This window comes from Tepidisphaeraceae bacterium, from assembly GCA_035998445.1.
Taxonomy (GTDB): Bacteria; Planctomycetota; Phycisphaerae; order Tepidisphaerales; family Tepidisphaeraceae; genus DASYHQ01.
In genome coordinates this window covers 96,742-115,733 of the sequence record DASYHQ010000055.1, presented here as the reverse complement: position 1 = coordinate 115,733, position 18,992 = coordinate 96,742, and the positions used below count along the sequence as shown (strand labels likewise).

The 18,992-nt window shown below is 62.5% G+C and carries 15 protein-coding genes, 1 other RNA gene and 1 pseudogene; 14 read left to right on the top strand and 3 right to left on the bottom strand.

The window, feature by feature from the left end:
- The first annotated feature begins 392 nt into the window (after positions 1 to 392).
- The 10 genes and pseudogenes from rpsE (at position 393) to VGN72_21335 (ending at position 9,437) form a co-directional block, all read left to right on the top strand.
- Positions 393 to 878: a 30S ribosomal protein S5 gene (gene rpsE / locus VGN72_21380; protein ID HEV7301901.1), complete on the top strand. Its 486-nt coding sequence runs from the start codon at positions 393 to 395 to the stop codon at positions 876 to 878.
- A gap of 94 nt (positions 879 to 972) precedes the next feature.
- Positions 973 to 1,398, top strand: a pseudogene (rplO, locus tag VGN72_21375) (50S ribosomal protein L15).
- A 293-nt stretch (positions 1,399 to 1,691) separates the two neighbouring features.
- Positions 1,692 to 3,101, top strand: a complete 1,410-nt coding sequence (secY, locus tag VGN72_21370) for a preprotein translocase subunit SecY (GenBank protein ID HEV7301900.1) — start codon at positions 1,692 to 1,694, stop codon at positions 3,099 to 3,101.
- A gap of 239 nt (positions 3,102 to 3,340) precedes the next feature.
- Positions 3,341 to 4,135 carry a type I methionyl aminopeptidase gene (gene map, locus VGN72_21365; protein ID HEV7301899.1) on the top strand — a complete coding sequence of 265 codons (795 nt, stop codon included), beginning with the start codon at positions 3,341 to 3,343 and terminating at the stop codon, positions 4,133 to 4,135.
- A 238-nt stretch (positions 4,136 to 4,373) separates the two neighbouring features.
- On the top strand, positions 4,374 to 4,487 hold the full coding sequence (rpmJ, locus tag VGN72_21360; GenBank protein ID HEV7301898.1) for a 50S ribosomal protein L36: 114 nt from the start codon (positions 4,374 to 4,376) through the stop codon (positions 4,485 to 4,487).
- 90 nt (positions 4,488 to 4,577) lie between these two features.
- Positions 4,578 to 4,964 carry a 30S ribosomal protein S13 gene (gene rpsM, locus VGN72_21355; GenBank protein HEV7301897.1) on the top strand — a complete coding sequence of 129 codons (387 nt, stop codon included), beginning with the start codon at positions 4,578 to 4,580 and terminating at the stop codon, positions 4,962 to 4,964.
- Between the two features lie 129 nt (positions 4,965 to 5,093).
- On the top strand, positions 5,094 to 5,498 hold the full coding sequence (rpsK, locus tag VGN72_21350; GenBank protein ID HEV7301896.1) for a 30S ribosomal protein S11: 405 nt from the start codon (positions 5,094 to 5,096) through the stop codon (positions 5,496 to 5,498).
- Between the two features lie 212 nt (positions 5,499 to 5,710).
- On the top strand, positions 5,711 to 6,808 hold the full coding sequence (locus tag VGN72_21345) for a DNA-directed RNA polymerase subunit alpha (GenBank protein HEV7301895.1): 1,098 nt from the start codon (positions 5,711 to 5,713) through the stop codon (positions 6,806 to 6,808).
- 117 nt (positions 6,809 to 6,925) lie between these two features.
- Positions 6,926 to 7,468 (top strand): 50S ribosomal protein L17, encoded by a 543-nt coding sequence (rplQ, locus tag VGN72_21340; protein HEV7301894.1) that lies wholly within the window; start codon positions 6,926 to 6,928, stop codon positions 7,466 to 7,468.
- Positions 7,469 to 7,874: 406 nt separating this feature from the next.
- A complete protein-coding gene (locus VGN72_21335; protein HEV7301893.1) occupies positions 7,875 to 9,437 on the top strand; it encodes a glycosyltransferase in 1,563 nt (520 codons plus the stop codon).
- A gap of 254 nt (positions 9,438 to 9,691) precedes the next feature.
- On the opposite strand, the gene corA is transcribed toward VGN72_21335, so the two are convergent.
- On the bottom strand, positions 9,692 to 10,696 hold the full coding sequence (gene corA, locus VGN72_21330; protein HEV7301892.1) for a magnesium/cobalt transporter CorA: 1,005 nt from the start codon (positions 10,694 to 10,696) through the stop codon (positions 9,692 to 9,694).
- Between the two features lie 451 nt (positions 10,697 to 11,147).
- Between corA and VGN72_21325 the strand changes: the two genes are divergently transcribed.
- A complete protein-coding gene (locus VGN72_21325) occupies positions 11,148 to 12,074 on the top strand; it encodes an ABC transporter permease subunit (GenBank protein ID HEV7301891.1) in 927 nt (308 codons plus the stop codon).
- A 90-nt stretch (positions 12,075 to 12,164) separates the two neighbouring features.
- On the opposite strand, the gene VGN72_21320 is transcribed toward VGN72_21325, so the two are convergent.
- A complete protein-coding gene (locus VGN72_21320) occupies positions 12,165 to 13,400 on the bottom strand; it encodes an RnfABCDGE type electron transport complex subunit D (protein HEV7301890.1) in 1,236 nt (411 codons plus the stop codon).
- A gap of 530 nt (positions 13,401 to 13,930) precedes the next feature.
- Between VGN72_21320 and VGN72_21315 the strand changes: the two genes are divergently transcribed.
- Together VGN72_21315 and VGN72_21310 are read left to right on the top strand one after the other, a co-directional pair.
- Positions 13,931 to 15,184 carry a putative DNA modification/repair radical SAM protein gene (locus tag VGN72_21315; GenBank protein ID HEV7301889.1) on the top strand — a complete coding sequence of 418 codons (1,254 nt, stop codon included), beginning with the start codon at positions 13,931 to 13,933 and terminating at the stop codon, positions 15,182 to 15,184.
- Positions 15,185 to 15,395: 211 nt separating this feature from the next.
- Complete coding sequence (locus VGN72_21310; GenBank protein ID HEV7301888.1) at positions 15,396 to 16,922, top strand: UdgX family uracil-DNA binding protein; 1,527 nt, start codon at positions 15,396 to 15,398, stop codon at positions 16,920 to 16,922.
- A gap of 383 nt (positions 16,923 to 17,305) precedes the next feature.
- Here the strand turns inward: VGN72_21310 and VGN72_21305 are convergent, their stop codons facing one another.
- Positions 17,306 to 18,019, bottom strand: coding sequence for a GNAT family protein (locus tag VGN72_21305; protein HEV7301887.1), 714 nt, complete (start codon positions 18,017 to 18,019; stop codon positions 17,306 to 17,308).
- Positions 18,020 to 18,101: 82 nt separating this feature from the next.
- Between VGN72_21305 and ssrA the strand changes: the two genes are divergently transcribed.
- Positions 18,102 to 18,483: a transfer-messenger RNA gene (gene ssrA, locus VGN72_21300) on the top strand.
- Positions 18,484 to 18,992 lie beyond the last annotated feature (509 nt).

Here is an 18,992-nt window from a genome sequence, read left to right as displayed (position 1 = left end):
GGGGTCGCTTTAGCGACCCCGCCGCGCCAAACACTCCTGTCGCTCGATGCGACGGATTGAGGCCAAATCGGGGCCGCGCTCGATTGGGTCACCATCAACATTCGCGGGCGGTGTGACGAAGGTCGCACCCTTAACGCAACGAGAACTTTATGGCAGAAGAAACACAAGCAGCAGCCCCCCAGCAGACGGAAGCCCCCGTGAGCGAGAACGCCTCGCCCGCAGCCGTTGTTACGCCCCCCACGCCCGCTGGCACGCAGCAGCAGTCGCGTGGTGGTGGTGGCGGCGGTGGTGGTCGTGGCGGCCAAGGTGGTGGTCGCGGTGGGCAGGGTGGCGGTCGTGGTCGTGGTGGCCCCGGTGGCAATCGTGATCGTCGCGATGACGACGGTTCGGGCATCGAGGCCTCGGTCGTCCGCATCTACCGCTGCTCGAAGGTCGTCAAGGGTGGCCGTACGTTCAGCTTCGGCGCGCTCGTCGTCGCCGGCGATCGTAAGGGCAACATCGGCATCGGTTACGGCAAGGCCAACGAGGTTCCAGGCGCGGTTGAGAAGGCCACGAAGGACGCCCGCAAGCAGATGTTCCGCGTGAACCTCAAGGGCACCACGATCCCGCACATGGTCAAGGGCACCAGCGGCGCCAGCTCGGTCATCCTCGTCCCGGCGCGTCCGGGCACGGGTGTGACGGCCGGCAAGAGCGTCCGTCCCTGCATGGAACTGACCGGCGTCACCGACATCCTCACGAAGGCCTACGGCTCGACCAGCCCCAAGAACCTCGTGAAGGCCACGATGGCGGCACTCCGCCAGCTGCAGAGCAAGGATCAGGTCGAATCGACCCGCGGCGTGCAGCTTGAGAAGGGCGCCGGCGAACTGGTGACGGCTTAGTTGTAGGGGCAGGCCTCCGTGCCTGCCCTTTGCCTATTCGATCAAAAAGCAGGGCAGGCACAGAGGCCTGCCCCTACGGACAACAATCATGAGCATGATTCACGAAATCACTGCTAACGCCCCGAAGTACAAGGCGAAGCAGCGGAAGGGTCGCGGCGAGAGCAGCGGCCGTGGTAAGACCTCGGGTCGCGGTAACAAGGGTTCGGGCGCTCGCGCCGGCACCTACATCCGCCGCGGTTACGAAGGTGGCCAGACCGAGACGCACAAGCGCTTCCCCAAGCGTGGCTTCAGCAACGTGAACTTCGAGCGGAAGTTCTACATCGTCAACCTCGCCGACCTCGAGCGCTTCGATGCCGGCACGACGATCGACGCCCCCGCGCTGGAAGCGGCCGGGCTCGTCCCCGACCTGAAGCTGCCGGTGAAGATCCTCGGCGACGGTGAGATGTCCAAGAAGCTCACGATCGTCGCCGCCTGGTACAGCAAGGCCGCCCACGAACGCATCGGCGCCGCCGGTGGCACCGCGCTGAACGAGAAGAGCGAAGCCTTCGCGTTCCCCAAGCCCAAGAAGAAGTTCGTGAAGCGCGATGCCCCCAAAACAGGCAAGCGTTCGGCCGACGCCGAAGGCGACGCGGCTGCGAAGAGCGAATAACGAGTTCGAACAACGTCATCCTGAGTGAAGCGACACGCTTTTACCGCTACGGTAGAGGCCGGGCGCTTTGCTCAGGATGACTGCTTTTGGTAATCAGTCGTTCACGTCGGTCCGATGACCGTGACTTTCCATGGCGTTCGGCCGCACAGGCGTGGATTGAAACTATGTTCCAGACCCTCATCAACATCTTCAAAGTGCCCGAGCTGCGGAACAAGATCCTGTTCACGCTGCTGATGCTGGCGATCTACCGCGTCGGCTACTGGATTCCGATCCCCGGCGTCGACCAGCAGCACTTCGAGGACCTCGTACAGAAGCAGAGCGAGGACGGCTCGGCCGCGGGGCGGCTCGCCAGCTACGTGTCGCTCTTTAGCGGCGGCAGCCTGCAGCAGAGCACGATTTTCGGGCTCGGCGTGATGCCGTACATCTCGGCGTCGATCATTTTCCAGTTGCTCACGACCGTCGTCCCCACGCTGGAAAAGCTTCAGAAGGAAGGGGAGACCGGCCGCAAGAAGATCCAGGAATGGACGCGTTACGCGACCGTCGTGCTGGCCTTGATCCAAGGCGTGTTCTGGATCCAGTACATGCGCAGCACGAGCCCGCCGCTAGTGCAGGCCCAGTTCATGTACCAGAACGTCGTGGCGTTCTACGTGATGGCGCTTTCTTGCATGGTCGCTGGCTCGGTCTTCCTGATGTGGCTGGGCGAGCAGATCGACGAGTACGGGATGGGCAACGGCATCTCGCTGATCATCCTTGCCGGCATCGTCGCGAATATGCCTGACGCGTTCATCCAGTTGACGACGATGACCAGCTTCAGCGCCAATCGTGGCGCCGAGACGCCGTTCGGTCCGGGTCACATCCTGTTCCTTGCGGCGTCCTTCCTGTTCGTGGTCGCCGGTGCGATCTTGATCACGCAGGCCCAGCGTCGCATTCCGGTTCAGCAGGCCAAGCACACCCGCGGTCGCCGGGTGTATGGTGGCGGCAAGCAGTACCTGCCGCTTCGCGTGAACCATGGCGGCGTGATGCCGATCATCTTCGCCCAGTCGCTCATGCTGTTCCCCGGCATGCTCGTCGGTTGGCTGAACGGCGTCGTGAACCCCAATGGTCAGATCAGTGGCTGGTACGGTGGCATCGTCAACTTCCTGAACATCGAGCTCGGCCGTGGGGCGTTCCTGTACATCATGGTCGAAGTGGTGCTGATCTACTTCTTCGCCTACTTCTGGACCACCGTGCAGTTCCAGCCGAAGGAAATGGCCAACCAGCTGCGCGACTACGGCAGCTTCATTCCCGGCCTGCGTCCTGGTAAGCGGACGGCCGACTATTTGGAACGGGTGATGATGCGCATCACCTACGTCGGCGCCGCGTTCCTGTGCTTCGTCGCCGTCATCCCTACCGCCATTAGCGCCTGGTTGAACATTCCGCCGAACATCGCGCAGTTCCTGGGTGGCACCGGCCTGCTGATCGTGGTCAGCGTGGCGCTGGACATGGTGCAGCGCATCGAGGCTAACCTGCTGATGCGCAACTACAGCGGCTTCCTCGGCGACTCAGGCAAGCGGATCAAGGGGCGCCAGTACTAATTCCGGTTCGCGGTCGATCTACTCCAATGCTTGCGGTTTCGCCAACTCGAGCATGTGGTTTTGCGAAACCGCAAGCGGCTATCGAGATCACCTGAAGCGCGTGGATCGGACGAAAACCGACGCATAGACTGAGCGAGTTTCTCTGATCTTCGACGATTGCTGCCCGTACTGTTGCCATGAAGGATTCGCTCAAGAAGGCTCAGCTTCCCCCGTCCACTCGGGTTCAACCAGCGCGTGCGATGCCAATTGTTCTTAAGACTCGTCGTGAACTGGAGATGATGCGCCACACCGGCAAGGTGGGGCACGAGATTCTTGGCAAAATGGCCGAGGCCGTCCGCCCGGGCATCACGACGGCGGAACTGAACGAGATCGCCCGCATCGAGCTTGACAAGAACGATGCGATCGGCCTGAGCAAAAACTATCCGGAGTACAAGCCGAACACCGGCTACCCGGCCGAGACGTGCATCAGCGTCAACGAGCAGGTCGTCCATGGCATCCCCGACAACCGCCCGCTGAAGGACGGCGACATCGTCACGCTCGACCTGGCTCTGTCGGTCAACGGCTACTGTGCCGATACCGCGATTACCGTCCCGGTCGGTACGATCTCTCCGTTGCAGCAGAAGCTGCTCGACGTGACAAGCGATACGCTTGCGATCGCGCTGCAGCACATTCGACCCGGGCGGAAGTGGTCGGATGTAGCCCGGTTGATGCAATACAACGTCGAGCGGGCCGGTTTTTCGGTCGTTCGCGAGTTCGTGGGCCACGGCATCGGGCGATCGATGCACGAGGATCCAAAGGTGCCGAACTTCGTCACCGCCGAGCAGCTCCGAGGCGACTTTAAGCTCCGGCCAGGCATGACGTTGGCCGTCGAGCCGATGGTCGTCGTTGGCCACCGCGAAGTGGTGCTGCTGGCGGATGGCTGGACCGTGGTGACGAAGGACCGCAAGCCGGCTGCCCACTTTGAGCATACGGTGGCGGTTACCGAGACCGGCGTGGACGTGCTGACGGACGGTCGGGCGCCGTACGCGATGTAGAGGTTTCCATCGAATCCGGGAACTCGCTCGCCATTGATTTCGAGGAATCCATGGCGGGCAAGCCCGCGGCTAGACGGGGCGCGGAGAGGCGACGTCCGGTCGTTGAGGTGACTGGCACAGATGTTTCAAGCACAAAAACGCTTTGCGGGAGCGCTTGAGGCCCCGGAATGTTTTTGCTATAGTTGACGATTCGCCGGTTCTCGGGCCGGTTTTTGGCTTTGTAGGCAGGAATAGAATCATGAAAGTCCGAAGCAGCGTTCGCCGGATTTGTGAGAACTGCAAGATCGTTCGCCGCAAGGGAATTGTGCGCGTGATCTGCACCAACACGAAGCACAAGCAGAAACAAGGTTAAGCATTGCGGAGCGAGGATTTCTGATTGCGGATTTGAAGTGATCCTTCCATCCGAAATCGGCGGTCCGAGATCCGCAACTGGGAGTTAGACATGCCCCGTATCGCAGGCGTAGACATTCCGAATGATAAGCCGGCCTGGGTCAGCATCACCTACCTGTTCGGCGTTGGCCGGACGAACGGTCGGGCGATTCTGAAGGAAGCTGGGATCGATCCGCAGAAGCGTGCCAAGGAACTGACGGAAGACGAGGTCGCACGCATCGTGACGATCCTCGACCGCAGCGTTCCGGTCGAAGGCGCCCTCCGCCGAAACATCCAGCAGAACATCGCTCGCCTGCGTGACATCGGCAGCTACCGTGGCAACCGCCACCGTCGCTCGCTGCCCGTGCGCGGCCAGCGCAGCCGCAGCAACGCCCGCACCCGCAAGGGACCTCGCAAGACCGTTGCCGGCAAGAAGGGCGTTAAGGAACTCGGTAAGTAAACGAAGTGGGATCGCGGCAGGTGGAAGTGGGAAGTCGGATCAGATTTCCTTCCACCGTCGCACATCCAGCTTCCGACTTTTGATCGCGGGTACGGCCGTTGAGCCGGAGGATCCGCAAGGAACAGAATCATGGCAGAAGCAGCAAAGACTGGCGCTAAGGGCGCCGCGAAGAAGCGCGTCCGCAAGGGTGTGACGCGCGGCGTGGCGCACATCAAGGCGACGTTCAACAACACGATGGTTACGATCACCGACACGAACGGTGAGACGATCTCCTGGGCCTCGGCCGGCACGGTCGGGTTCAAGGGCGCCCGCAAGAGCACCCCGTTCGCGGCCGGTCGCGCCGCGGAGAACGCCGCCAGCACCGCCCGCAAGAGCGGCATGGTCGAGGTCGAAGTGCGCGTGAAGGGTCCTGGCGCCGGTCGCGAGCAAGCTATCCTGAACCTGCAGAACGCAGGCCTGAAGGTCACGGGCATCGAGGACACGACCCCGCTGCCCCACAACGGTTGCCGCCCGCCGAAGAAGCGTCGCGTGTAATCGAAGTTCGTCTTCCCCCATATAGCCGCCGGCTTGCCGGTGGTCTTTTCTGGGTGATTTGACGAACTGCTTAAGCATCGAAATCCCACGGGCAAGCCCGTGGCTACATCACAAAGAATCGTGCCTCCTGACGAGGCGGAAGTACAGATGGCCCCCAACTGTGGTGGGCGGGAACTTTCCGCAATTCATCGGGCACCTGTAGGAGAACTGTTATGCGAATTCGTTGGCGTGGATTGGAACTGCCGTCTCGCGTGCTGCGTGACGAGCAGGTGTCGACCGAACAGTACGCGAAGTTCACCGCCGAGCCGTTCGAGCGCGGGTTTGGTACGACCGTGGGCAACAGCCTGCGTCGCATCCTCCTGTCGTCGCTCGAAGGGGCCGCGGTCACGCACATCCGCCTGAAGGGTGCCGACCACGAGTTCAGCAGCCTGCCCGGCGTGCTGGAAGACGTCACCGACATCATCCTGAACATCAAGTCGCTGATCGTGAAGCTCGACAGCGAAGACGTGAAGACGATGACCCTCCGCGCCAACAAGGCCGGTCCGGTCACCGCCGGCATGATCGAGGCCGACCCGTCGATCACGATCATCGATAAGGACCACGTCATCGCGACGTTGACGGAAGACGTCGACTTCGACATGACGCTGACCGTCAGCAAGGGCCGTGGCTACGTCACGGCGTCGGACAACATCGACGACGCCGACGAGCAGGAGACTGGCCACATCGCCGTCGACAGCATCTACTCGCCGGTCACCCGTGTGCGTTACGCGACGGAAGATGCCCGCGTGGGTCAGAAGACCGACTACGACCGGTTGGTGCTGGAGATCTGGACCAACGGCACGATCACGCCGGAGATGGCGCTGGTCGAGGCGAGCAAGATCCTCCGCAAGCACCTGAACCCGTTCGTGCAGTACTTCGAACTGGGCAGCGACACCGCCAACGAGGACGCGATCGCGATGCTGCGCGACAGCAACCGCGCCCTGATCGACCCCGAGCTGCAGAGCAAGCTTGGCATGACGGTCCAGGAACTGGACCTAAGCGTGCGGGCCAACAACTGTCTGGAATCGGCCAAGATCAGCACGGTGCGCGAGTTGGTGAAGAAGACCGACGCCGATTTGTTGAAGGTTCGCAGCTTCGGCAAGACGTCGCTTCGCGAAGTGAAGCGTAAACTGGCCGACATGGGCCTGAGCCTCGGCATGGATCTGGATGCCGCTCAAGCCAACCTCGACGCCGCCACGATGGCCGACGACGATTACGATGACGACGACGATGATGCCGTCGAACAGGAAACCGAGACGGCGAACCAGTAGAAAGTCAACGGTCTGTTGTCGGTGGTCGGTGGTCAGTTGTAGCAGGCTTCTTCAGCCTTACGACAGACGACGGACGACGGACGACTGACAAGCTTGGAGTTAAAGATGTCTTCCCACATGATGCGCGGCCGGCAGTTGAGCCGTGACACGGAACACCGTAAGGCGCTTCGGCGCAACCTGATCCAAAGCCTGTTCGAGCACGGCTCGATCCGCACGACCGGGCCCAAGGCCAAGGAAGTGAAGGCGCTGGCCGAGAAGCTGATCACGCTGGCCAAGACCGGCACCTTGAACGCCCGCCGCGCGGTGATCGCCACGCTGCAGGACCGCCGGGTGACGGACGAGGATCAGGAGTTCGTGGTCGACGAGAAGGGCCGCGAGATGACGGTCGTCCGCCGGCTGTTCGACGAGATCGCCCCGACGTTTGCCGACCGCAATGGTGGGTACACGCAGATCATCAAGACCAGCGACTTCCGCATCGGCGACGGTGGTGACATCGTCGTGCTGCAGCTGGTGACGAAGGCGACCGCGCCCACCGGCACGATCCGCCGCTCCGCCGGCCTGCGTCGCAAGCGCAACGAGAAGCGCCACGCTTTCGCCGCGAAGCTGGCCAAGGCCGCCAAGGGTGAATCGGCTCCCGCCGAGACGCCGGCCGCGACTTAAAGTCAGGCTGATGCAATGAATACGATAGGGCCGGCGCAAACGCGCCGGCCCTTTTTGTTGATTCTCGACTTCGGAGCGTTGTCGGGAGTTGCGCGAGGAGATGCAAATCCTTGTACCGCGGCCGAATGGGTGAGCGGGTGACGAGTGGGCGGCCTTACGTAGGGGGGACATGTTTGGCCCCCGTTCTGGACTCGCCAGGACGAGCGGGCGACACAAGTGCCGGCCCTACGGCTCGCGGGGGTCGTTACAGTCGACACACTCGTTTCGCGGGACGGTCGCGACGGTTGAACGCCAGGCATGGACAAACCTATATCTTGTGTTCGCTGCGGGCTTTCGCATACGATAGGGGCTTAGTTCAAACGGGGTGGCCCTGCCTCGCGCGGCGGTTCGTACATAGAAGAACGTCATGGATCCTGTCTTCAAATACACGCTGGTCGTGCTGTACCTGTTCGTGCTCGCAACGGTCGCGTTCTACGGCCTGCACCGGTACGTGCTGGTTTACCTGTACATCAAGCATCGCAACAACGCCTACCTGCCCAAGGCCCAGTGGCCCGAGCTGCCGCGCATCACCGTGCAGTTGCCGATGTTCAACGAGGGCCCGGTTGCCGAGCGCATCATCGCGTCGACCTGCAAGATCGACTATCCGCTGGATAAAATGCAGATCCAGGTGCTCGACGACAGCACCGACGAGTCGCAGGCCATTGCCAAGGCCGCAGTCGCAGAGTGGGCGGCCAAAGGGTACGACATCGTCTACCTGCACCGCACGAATCGCGAGGGGTACAAGGCTGGCGCGCTCGAGGAAGGCCTGAAGTCGGCGACCGGTGACTACGTCGCGATTTTCGACGCCGACTTCGTTCCACCGATCGACATCCTGCACAACGTTGTGCACTACTTCACCGACGACAAGATCGGCATGGTGCAGATCCGCTGGGACCACCTGAACCGCGACGCGTCGCTCTTGACCCGATCGCAGGCGATCTTCCTCGATGGTCACTTCGTGATCGAGCACACCGCCCGCAACCGTAGTGGCCGGTTCATGCACTTCAACGGCACCGCCGGCGTGTGGCGCCGCGCGACGATCGCCGACGGCGGGGGGTGGCAGCATGACACGCTCACGGAAGATCTGGACCTGTCGTACCGGTGCCAGGTGAAGGGTTGGCAGTTCGTCTACCTGCCGCAGTACGCCGCCCCGGCCGAGCTGCCACCGGAGATGATCGCGTTCAAGCAACAGGCCCACCGCTGGACAAAGGGCAGCTTCCAGACCTGCCTGAAGCTGCTGCCGAGCATCCTGCGCAGCAAGCACTTGCCGTACGCGGTAAAGAACGAGGCGTTCTTCCACCTGACCAACACGCTCGTCTACCCGTTCATGGTCATCCTGACCTTGATGATGTACCCGTCGATGTTCATCTTCGATGGTTTGTTGGCGAAGTACACGTTCAAGAACTACTTCTTCACCGGCACGCTCTTCATCCTGGCGACCTGCTCGGCCAGCACGTTCTTCATCTTCGCCCAGCGAGAACTGTTTGGGAAAAAGGTTGGCTGGAAGACGCTACTGCACCTGCCGGTCCTGATGGCGCTGGGCGTGGGCATTAGCCTGAACAACGCCAAGGCGGTCATCGAAGCGATCATCTCGCACTACAAGGGCAAGCCGAGCGAGTTCGTGCGGACGCCCAAGTACGGCGCCAACGGCAAGGTCCGCAGCGCTTGGAGCGGCAACAGCGTCCTCACGTTCAAACGGCTGGCGCTGCCGATCGTGGAGGTCGCGTTTGGCATCTACACGCTGAGCTTCATCTTCCTCAGCCTGGCCTACGGGTACGGCTGGAGCAGCATCCCGTTCCTGATGATCTTCGCTGGCGGTTACTTCTACGTCGGCTTCAGCAGCCTGTGGGTGCTCTGGAAGATGCACCAGGACATGCGCGAGCAGATGGAACTGGCCGCGGCGGTTCCGACCCCGGCAAGCGTGGGTTGAGCGGGCGCTGTCGACGGATAGGGTGTTCCGGCGTGCCGGGGGAGCGGCTCCTGTCGAGCGAATCAGATCTGGCGACCCGACCGCGCAAAATGTCATCCCGATGGGAGGCTTGCCGACCTGAGGGAACTCCCAAGGCCGGGAACCGCCCGTGGTTCGAGATCCCTCAGGTCGCCAAGGCTCCCATCGGGATGACAGCCTTCGCCTCTGATGAGCTTCTCGGATGTGTCAGACGGCGCGTCGACTGCCGCGCGACGTCACAACCACTTCTTCTTGTTGAACAGGTACAACAGCAGGCCGACGAACGTCAGCGCCAGCACGATCGTGACCCAGAAGCCGGTCTGGTGGTCCAGCATCCACTTGAACTCGGCCACCTCGAAGTTCATGCCGAAGAAGCCGGTCAGGATGTTCAACGGCAGCGCGATCACCGTGATGATCGTCAGCGTCTTCATCACCTGATTGAGGTTGTTGCTCATGCTCGACATGTAGATGTCGCGCGCGCCCACGATCAGGTCGCGGTACAGCTCGATCATTTCCACGGCCCGCGTGAGGTGGTCGAGCACGTCGCGCAAATACACGCGCGTCCCCTCACGAATGAACGGCACGTCGCCGCGCGTTAACTGGGCCAGCACGTCGCGCTGTGGGCCGATGATTCGGCGGAAGTTCAGCAAGTCGCGCTTCTTCGTCGCGATCTGCTGCAGCAGCTCGGGCGTGGGGTCGGTGACGGACTGTTCCTCGACGTCGTCGATCTCCTCCTGCAGGTTCTCCAGGATCGGGCCGTAGTTGTCGACGAGGCGGTCGAGGATGTGGTAGAGCAGGATGTCGATGCCGCCGTCCAGCATCCGTGCCGGATCGACGCTTGCGCGGACGAGGTTCTCCTTCACGCTGGTCATTTCCTCATCGTGAATCGTGATGAGGTAGCGCTCGGAGACGAACATGTCCAGTTCCTTCGTGCGCAGCTTGTCGCGGAAGCTGGAGAGGTCGGGTCCATGGATGACCATGTAGAAGTAGCCCTGCCGGAACGAGTCGCCGATGTGGTTGTAGCTCTCGATCTTCGGCCGCTGGAGGTACTTGATCGAATCCTCGATCGCCAGCGGATGGAAACCGAAGACGTCGTCGAGCAGCGCATATTCGTCGTCGGTCGGCTTGATCATGTCGACCCAGAACGTCGCCTTCGGATCGCGCACCGCGCGGCTGAGGGTGGCGACGGAGGTGTCGGTGGAGATCTCCCCATCGGCAAACTTGATGAACGCGCTGATCATTGGGCGTACTGTAGCGATGTGCGGGTTTGGCGACCAATTTGGCTGGGAACAGTGAGGTGAACCGCCAGGGACGCCAAGGGAAGCAGCAGACGATTGGGGTGGAACGACCGTTATCCCGAGCGGAGCCTGAAGGCTAGCGGACAAAACGCCGACGCGGCGCGCGGTCGTGTCATCCCGATGGGAGGCTTGCCGACCTGACCCATCTCCCAAGGTCGAGAACCGTCCGTGGCTCGAGATCCCTCAGGTCGCCAAGGCTCCCATCGGGATGACATGCTGCGCGGCTCCGCCCGCCGCCAGCCGCCAGCCGCCAGCCGTCCATTCTCAATCCTCCCATTCCTCTCTTCTCTTAGCGTCCCTGGCGTTCATTGGCGGTTCAAACTTCTGCAACGACCAGCGCCCCTGCGCATGATGCTGGTACAGATCGACTTGCCTACTTACAATCGCACGTCACATGTACCGCACATACGTCATCCTTCGGCACACGTTCTTCGAGGCGATCGTCCAGCCGATCTATTCGCTGCTATTGGCGATCGGGGTCGGCATCCTGACGATCTTCGCGCTGCTGCCGTTCTTCACGCTGGGTGAAGACACGATCATGTTCAAGGCAGTGGGGCTCGACGTCATCCTGCTGCTCGTGCTGCTGGCGACGCTGTTCGCGACCAGCAAGTCGATCTTCGACGAGATCGAGGACCGCACGATGCTCACGCTGATGAGCAAGCCGGTGCAGAAGTGGCAGGTGCTGATCGGCAAGTACCTGGGCATCATCCTGGCGGCGTTGCTGGCGGTGGTGGTGCTGGGGGCGATTCTTTGCTTAGCGACCTACCTGCGCATCCCGGCCGACTATCAGCTGCGCACGAACACGCTCGACGAGCGCGACGTCGCCCGGCTGGCCGACTACCGCGCGATGCACATCGCCGGGCTTATTCCCAGCTTGCTGTTGTCGTGGATGCAGATCAGCGTTTTGGCGGCCATCGGGGTGGCGCTGTCGACCCGGTTCTCGCTCGTGGTGAACTTGCCGACCGTCATCATTCTGTACATCGCCGGCAACCTCACGCGGTTCCTGTTCCCGATCAACTTTGGCGCTAACGACGCCGGCACGCCGCTGGCGGACCGATCGGTGATTGTGAAGGCGTTCGCGTACGTATTAAGTCTTATTTTGCCGTATTTAGAGACGTTTGACCTGCGTTCGCTGACAGTTTACAGCCCCATCGCGCTCGCCGGCACCGAGTTCGCCGCCAACCCGCAGGCGGTCGCGCTGTCGACCATTTGGGGCTACTTTGGCATCGCGCTGATCTACGGCATCGCCTACGCGGCGTTCGCGCTGGGCATCGGAATGTGGCTCTTCCAGACCCGCGAACTGGGTGGAGCCGAGGGGTAGGAAATTGCGGATTGCGGAGTTCGCCTTACGGATTGAGAGAGGGTGCTGGTTCGTCAATCCGCGATGCGAACTCTGCGATCGCAGGGCTCATCACACGAGCGGCTTTGGCCTCAGCCATTTGTCGAACCACGGCGTCAACAGGCTCGCGATCAACAGCGCGATGTACGGCCCATACGACACCGACGCGTATAGCTGGAAGATTGCTGTCAGGATGCCGATGAGGGCCGCGTATACCGCGCGGGCCCCACGCTCGATCGGGCGAATGCTCGGCCAGGTTGCCAGGAACAGCGCCATGAAGATCGCCGGGCCCGCCAGCAGTTCGTAATGCACGAACGTGAGGGCGGTCTGCCACGTTACGCTAGGCACGCGCATCGCCAGCCAGTGGTATTGCGGTTGATCGGTGAGCAGTACCGGGATCGGCAGGATCAGCATCGTCAGGTACGTGAAGACGATGACCAGCACCGGAATGCGGTAGTCGATCAGCCCGCGGTACAGCAGGAACAGCCCACCGACGATTACGCCCAGCGCACACCCCGCGCCGATCGGCCCAGGTTCACCCCCGACGATGAAATCCTCCAACGGCGGCAACCGGTCGCGCAGCAGCACGTCCAGGCTCAACCACAGGCGCGGGTCGGCCGATTCGGTGCCGGTGGTGAAGCTGCTGAGCAACTGCCCGGAATTATCTCGCCACAGCGCATCACCCCCGAGCGAATCTTCGGAATTGATCCACGGGTCACCGGTGGCGCGGGTGCCGTCGGCCTGCGCGTCGAGCAGGTTGCCCGTGACGAGGTTGTCCCGCTGTAGCACGTGATGCGCGACGAACGAGTGGCCGTACAGCGCGTTCAACAACAGGAAGCAGACCAGCACGGGCGACACGCGCCCCGCGCCGATGCCGCCCAGCGTCCACATCAGCATCACCAGCGTGCAGCCGGCGGTCACCAGGATCAGCCACGGCATGTTCTGCTCACCACCGTCGCCGCGCGACGCCAGGTGTGCCGGCAGCATGAGCGCCAGCAGCAATGCCGACCACGCGACGTGCAGCAGGTGCACCTGTGCCCCGCGCGACCCAATGCGCTGCCAGATCAGCGCTGCCCCCATCGCCGACCCCATGAGGATCGCAATGACCGCCAGCGCCCGCCAACCGTAGAGGATGAGCCCCATCGTCGCGGGGAACACCGCCGCCATCACGTGCAGGAAGTAGTACCGCCGCAGATCGACCCCCGCGTGCAACGGCGAGTGCGTGATCGGATCGAGCGACCACGTGACGCCGGCGGAGTTCAGCAGTTCGTCGGTGGTGTGCTGGGGTTGTGAAAGGCTGTTGGACATTCTTAGGCGGCCCGGGTGGTGAGGGGAATCGTCCTGTTCTACCAGAGCGGTGCGGGGGCGTCATGTTTCGACGTGTTGGCGGAGGAAGAGAACGCGAAGGCGCGATGACGCGAAGGTAGCCGCGAAGGAGGAGGATTGAGTGTGAGAGCGGTCCCGCCAAGAACATTCGTCATCCTCAGAGGGTGTTGAAGAACAGTGCCGCGTCCGCTCCGATCGTGGCATGGGCATCTTGCCCATGACATCGGTACCCCGACGCATCGGATGGTACGCCATCCGAATCAGCAATCGCGCAAGCGAAGAAACCGCTGACGACGCCAAAGAAGAGCAGATCGCTTGCGCTCGTTACTTCGGACGGCGTACCGTCCGACACCGCGGCGTACCGCGGCTCCACTGGCAGGATGCCCGTGCCACGGTTGCAGCGGACGCGGCGGTGTTGTCTAACATCTTCTCGGGATGACGATCACTCAGCACTCGTCGCTCTACATTTCTCGGTCGATTGTACGGACTATGTAAGGTATGATACGAATGCCATGGAGTTGCGTAAAAAGCTGAACGTGCTCGCCGACGCCGCCAAGTACGATGCGTCGTGCGCCTCGTCGGGCAGTCGGCGGAAGGGGAACGACAAGGGGCTGGGGGGCACGAACAAAATCGGCATCTGTCACAGCTACACGCCCGATGGCCGGTGCGTGTCGCTGCTCAAGATTCTGCTGACCAACTACTGCATTTACGATTGCCAGTACTGCATCAATCGGGTGACGAGCGACGTGCCGCGGGCCCGGTTTACGCCGGAGGAAGTGGTCTGGCTGACGCTCGAATTTTACCGCAGGAACTACATTGAGGGGCTGTTTCTCTCCAGCGGCATCATCCGGTCGGCCGACTACACGATGGACCAGTTGATCGCGGTGGCGCAGCAGCTGCGCGAGGTGCATCATTACAACGGTTACATCCACCTGAAGGCCGTGCCGGGCGCCAGCGAAGAGGCGATGGCTCAAGCAGGGCGGTTCGCCGACCGGTTGAGCGCCAACGTCGAGCTGCCGACGGATGCGGATTTGGCCGAGCTGACGCCGGAAAAGACGATGGCGATCGTCAATCAGACGATGGCGCAGATCCGCCAGCGCATCGACATCAGCAAGGCTGAGCGCGCGGACAGCTACGCGGCGCCGAAGTACGCCCCGGCCGGTCAAAGCACGCAGATGATCGTTGGCGCCACTGCCAGCAGTGATGCCGCGATTTTGACGACGGCGTCCACGCTTTACACGAAGCAGAAGCTGCGGCGGGTGTACTACTCGGCGTTCAGCCCAATCCAGCACAGTGACACCCGGCTGCCCGGGCAGTCACCGCCGCTCGTTCGCGAGCATCGCCTGTATCAGGCCGACTGGCTCATGCGGTTCTACGGCTTCAGCGCCAGCGAACTCACGTCATCTGACCAGCCCAACCTCGATCTGACGCTCGACCCCAAGCTAGCTTGGGCGCTGCGGCATCGCGACTTCTTCCCGATCGACATCAACAAGGCCCCGAAGGCGGCGCTGTTGCGCGTGCCGGGCATCGGCGCGCGCAACGTCGGCAGGATTTTGACGATCCGCCGGCACCACAAGCTGACGCTGGCGGACTTGGCAAAGCTGCGCATCAGCCTTTCCAAGACGCGACCGTTTGTCATCGCGGCCGACTCGAACCCTGACGCGCTTCGAATCGACCGGTCGGACCTGGAACGACGGGTGACCGCGGTCGACCCGCAGATGGAACTCTTCGGCGCCGCGACGTCGGCCGTGACGGGGGAGGTTTAACGAGCAAGGATAACGGGGGGTCCCAGCAATGCCCATGCGCGTGATTGTCATCCCGAAGGGAGCGGTAGCGACCTGAGGAATGTCGAATGACGATTGATTTACGCCAGTGGGAGATCCCTCAGGTCGCCAAGGCTCCCATCGGGATGACATTTGCGCGCGATGCGACAAGTTTTTGTCCGCCGGTCTTTAGCGAAAGTTCCGTCCGATCATCATGCAGCACGTCATCCTCCAAGGTCCCGACTTCGCGCAATGGCGTGCGCAGGCACGCCGGTTGCTCGAAAGTCAGACGCCGCCGGACCAGGTCATCTGGTCGAACGGCGACGTGCTCTTTGAAAGTCCGCCCGAGCCGGCCAGCGATCCCAACCGTATCCCCGTTGCCACCGTGCCGCCCGCGTTTCTGGCGATGGCGCAGCGCGTCGCGTTTCACCGTGATCTGGAAAAATGGCCGTTGTTGTATCGCGCGCTCTGGCGACTAACGCACGGCGAGCCACACCTGCTGCAGGTGATGATCGACGACGACGTCGCCCAACTGGCCGCGATGGACAAGGCCGTCTCGCGTGACGTGCACAAGATGCACGCGTTCGTGCGCTTCCGAAAATTGCAGGACGGCGCGACCGGCGACGATCACTACGTCGCCTGGCATCGGCCGGACCACCCGATCGTTCGCCATGTCGCGGGGTTCTTCCGCGAGCGGTTCGGTGTGCAGCGGTGGACGATCTTGACGCCGGATGAATCGGTGTCGTGGGACCGGCAGTCCTTGACCTTCGGTCCCGGCGTGCCGCATCGGTTGGCGCCGCAGCCGGACGAGGTCGAGGGGATGTGGAAGACGTATTACGCCTCCATCTTCAACCCGGCACGCGTGAAGGTGCGGGCGATGAAGAAGGAGATGCCCGTGCGGCACTGGGCAACGCTGCCCGAGGCCGAGCTGATCGACGACCTGCTTCGCCAGGCCCCCAGCCGAGTGGAGGAAATGGTGCGAAAGGCAAAAGCAACGAACGCCGCCCGTGAACAGGCAAGCCTGCTGCCCGGCATGACCGAGCGCGCGGGAACGAAACGCGCGGCGACGGCATCCACCGCCGCCGCCGATAGTGCAGCGTGTGCCAACACCGGCACCGCCAAACCGTTCATCCCGCAGACGCTGAAGCTGCCGGTGCTCGCCAAGGCCGCGCAGGCCTGCAAGGGGTGCGACCTTTACTGCAATGCCACGCAGGCGGTGTTCGGCGAAGGACCGGCGGAGGCGCAGATCGTGATGGTCGGCGAGCAGCCGGGGGACTCGGAAGACATACAGGGTCGGCCGTTCGTTGGCCCGGCGGGGCAGTTGCTGGACGACGTGATGGAACGCGTCGGCCTGCCGCGCGATCTGGTGTACGTCACCAACGCCGTTAAGCACTTCAAGTTCGAACCACGCGGCAAGCGCCGCATCCACGCCAAACCCTCCGCCCGCGAGGTCGCCGCGTGCCGGCCGTGGCTGGAGGCGGAACTGGGGCTGATCAAACCGAAGATGCTCGTCTGCCTCGGCGCCACCGCCGCCCAATCGCTGCTCGGCCGCGACTTTCGCATCACGCAATCGCGCGGCCAAGTGATGAAGAGCCCCTGGGCCGACTGGACCGTCGCGACGCTGCACCCGTCGGCGCTGCTGCGGATTCCGGACCCCGATTTGCGCGCACGCAATATGGCCGATTTCGAAAGGGACCTGCGATCGGTGGCGGAGCAGTTAAAGCGACTGCAGCGGGCTTAAGAATTGGCGGCGGTACGCCTGAACCGAGAGCGAAGCTCGTTCTCCGCAACGGGCGGTAGAGAGAACGGCGGCGCCTTCTCCGACCGTGGCATGGGCGTCTCGCCCATGCTCGTAGAGAGGCCGTTAGATCAAATTCGTGTCGGCAGCCTTGGTCAGCGCAGACCCAACAAATCAGATCTGCCGTTCCAATCCACAAGCATGGGCGAGACGCCCATGCCACGGTTGAAGCGAATGCGGCACCGAACTGTCAGTAGTGGCGACGCCTGCGTCGCGGGGCAGCGGGAGCCGCAGTCTGCCTGAAGTACGAAGATTCGACGCTGCGCGTCGCCGCGTCGCAGGCGTCGCCACTACGGGCAGAGGCGTCATGGTTTCTTCGACTTCCGCTACCCCGCTACCGTCTCATCGCGAAGTGCCGTCAACGATCGCCGCTGTCGCCCATCCGCATCGAAGTTTGCCGGCGAAAGCCACTGGATAAACGCCCGATGTAAGGCTGGCCATTCCTGGTCGATGATCGAGTACCAAGCTGTATCGCGATTGCGGCCTTTCACCACGGCCGCCTGGCGGAAGATGCCTTCGAACTGGAAGCCAAGCCGTTCGGCGGCGTAGCGCGAGGGTGCGTTCAGCGCGTTGCACTTCCACTCGTACCGGCGATACCCCAGCTCAAACGCGTGCCGCATGAGCAGGAACATCGCCTCGGTCGCCGCGGTCGTCCGCTGCAGCCGCGGGGCATACGCGAGGTGGCCAATCTCGATCGACCCGGCCGCCGGCGTGATGCGCAGGTAGCTGCAGACACCACCCGGCCGCTGGGTTGCATGATCGATGATCGTGAAGAAGAGCGGGTCGCCCTGACTGGCGGCGCTCGCCTGCAGCCACGCGTCGAAGGCCGGCCGATCGGCGAATGGGCCGTAGGGCAGGTACGTCCACAGGCGGCCTTCCGCGTCGGCCGAGTACGCCTCGTACAGCGCGTCCGCATGCTCGGCGAAGCTCAGCGGCATGAGCCGGCAGTAGCGTCCAGTAAGTTCCCGATGCTGCGGCGACGGGGGCGGTGCCCAATCGGGCACGGGCTCACCCAGTGGCTGGTCAAGTGAACCGTTCATGCTGCCTATCGTATTACATCTGTCCGCTGTTGTCGGGTGCCGACCGGTGGGCTATGATAGGTCGCGTTAGCCCTAGATCACCGGGGGCGACTGGTTTCGACCGGATGGTGTCGGTGGTGGTGGCATGTCCAGGACGCCCAATAGGCCTGGTTAATCATTTGGGTAAATCTTAACTGCCAACAACGATGTTGCAGGCCGTGTCGGCTTTGCCGCCCCGGTTCGTATGGCTGCCTAAGTAATTAGGTAACCTCGGTATGGTGCCGACGCCCACTAAGCACCAGCCGAAAAAAGTGGGATAGCCCGGCGACTCGGTCGTTGGTTTCGGGCGAGATAAAGACGACTGGTTGCCGGCGAAGGGTCTCGTTCCTCGTCGTCGGCAACAAGATCAAAAGACCGAGTAAACATGTAGAGGCCGCCATTCGCAGTATCTCGGGACGCGGGTTCAAATCCCGCCGCCTCCACTAAGTCCGCTTCGGACTTCAACGGAACCTGCCGGAAATCCTCGATAACTCGGGGAGTTTCGGCAGGTTCTGTTTTTGGGCCGTCCGCTGGCGTTCCCTGACTTCCACCTATTTCCGCGTCGTTCCGTGCCGGATTCCGTGCCGCCTGTTCGATGCCGGTAATCAGACTGAACATCTGCGGTGGCACGTTGCTCGTGTAATGCTTTCGGCTCGTGACGTTGTTATGCCCGAGCCACGCATCGACCGCGAATTCAGGGACGCCAAGCGATTTCCACTCTTTTGCGAGTGACGACCGCAGCGACTGAAACACGTCCTGATAGGGAAGGACGTTCGCCCGCCTGATCGCTTCACAAACGACACGACGGGCATATCCGCCGATTTGGGAGTGAGAGCCGACCGGGCAGAGATCGCCGCTCTGGCTTTCAGCTAGGCGGTCTACGAGCAACGCCCTGAGCCGTGGGGAAATCGGGACGTAGCGATCTTGTTTCCCGGCGTGTCCCTCAGTTTTCGCA

Coding starts and splice junctions, on each gene's coding strand:
- rpsM (HEV7301897.1), top strand. CDS start 4,578: ATGCCCCGTATCGCAGGCGTAGACATTCCGAATGATAAGCCGGCCTGG.
- corA (HEV7301892.1), bottom strand. CDS start 10,696: ATGATCAGCGCGTTCATCAAGTTTGCCGATGGGGAGATCTCCACCGAC.
- rpmJ (HEV7301898.1), top strand. CDS start 4,374: ATGAAAGTCCGAAGCAGCGTTCGCCGGATTTGTGAGAACTGCAAGATC.
- VGN72_21305 (HEV7301887.1), bottom strand. CDS start 18,019: ATGAACGGTTCACTTGACCAGCCACTGGGTGAGCCCGTGCCCGATTGG.
- rpsK (HEV7301896.1), top strand. CDS start 5,094: ATGGCAGAAGCAGCAAAGACTGGCGCTAAGGGCGCCGCGAAGAAGCGC.
- VGN72_21315 (HEV7301889.1), top strand. CDS start 13,931: ATGGAGTTGCGTAAAAAGCTGAACGTGCTCGCCGACGCCGCCAAGTAC.
- VGN72_21335 (HEV7301893.1), top strand. CDS start 7,875: ATGGATCCTGTCTTCAAATACACGCTGGTCGTGCTGTACCTGTTCGTG.
- VGN72_21345 (HEV7301895.1), top strand. CDS start 5,711: ATGCGAATTCGTTGGCGTGGATTGGAACTGCCGTCTCGCGTGCTGCGT.
- rplQ (HEV7301894.1), top strand. CDS start 6,926: ATGATGCGCGGCCGGCAGTTGAGCCGTGACACGGAACACCGTAAGGCG.
- VGN72_21310 (HEV7301888.1), top strand. CDS start 15,396: ATGCAGCACGTCATCCTCCAAGGTCCCGACTTCGCGCAATGGCGTGCG.
- secY (HEV7301900.1), top strand. CDS start 1,692: ATGTTCCAGACCCTCATCAACATCTTCAAAGTGCCCGAGCTGCGGAAC.
- VGN72_21320 (HEV7301890.1), bottom strand. CDS start 13,400: ATGTCCAACAGCCTTTCACAACCCCAGCACACCACCGACGAACTGCTG.
- map (HEV7301899.1), top strand. CDS start 3,341: ATGCCAATTGTTCTTAAGACTCGTCGTGAACTGGAGATGATGCGCCAC.
- VGN72_21325 (HEV7301891.1), top strand. CDS start 11,148: ATGTACCGCACATACGTCATCCTTCGGCACACGTTCTTCGAGGCGATC.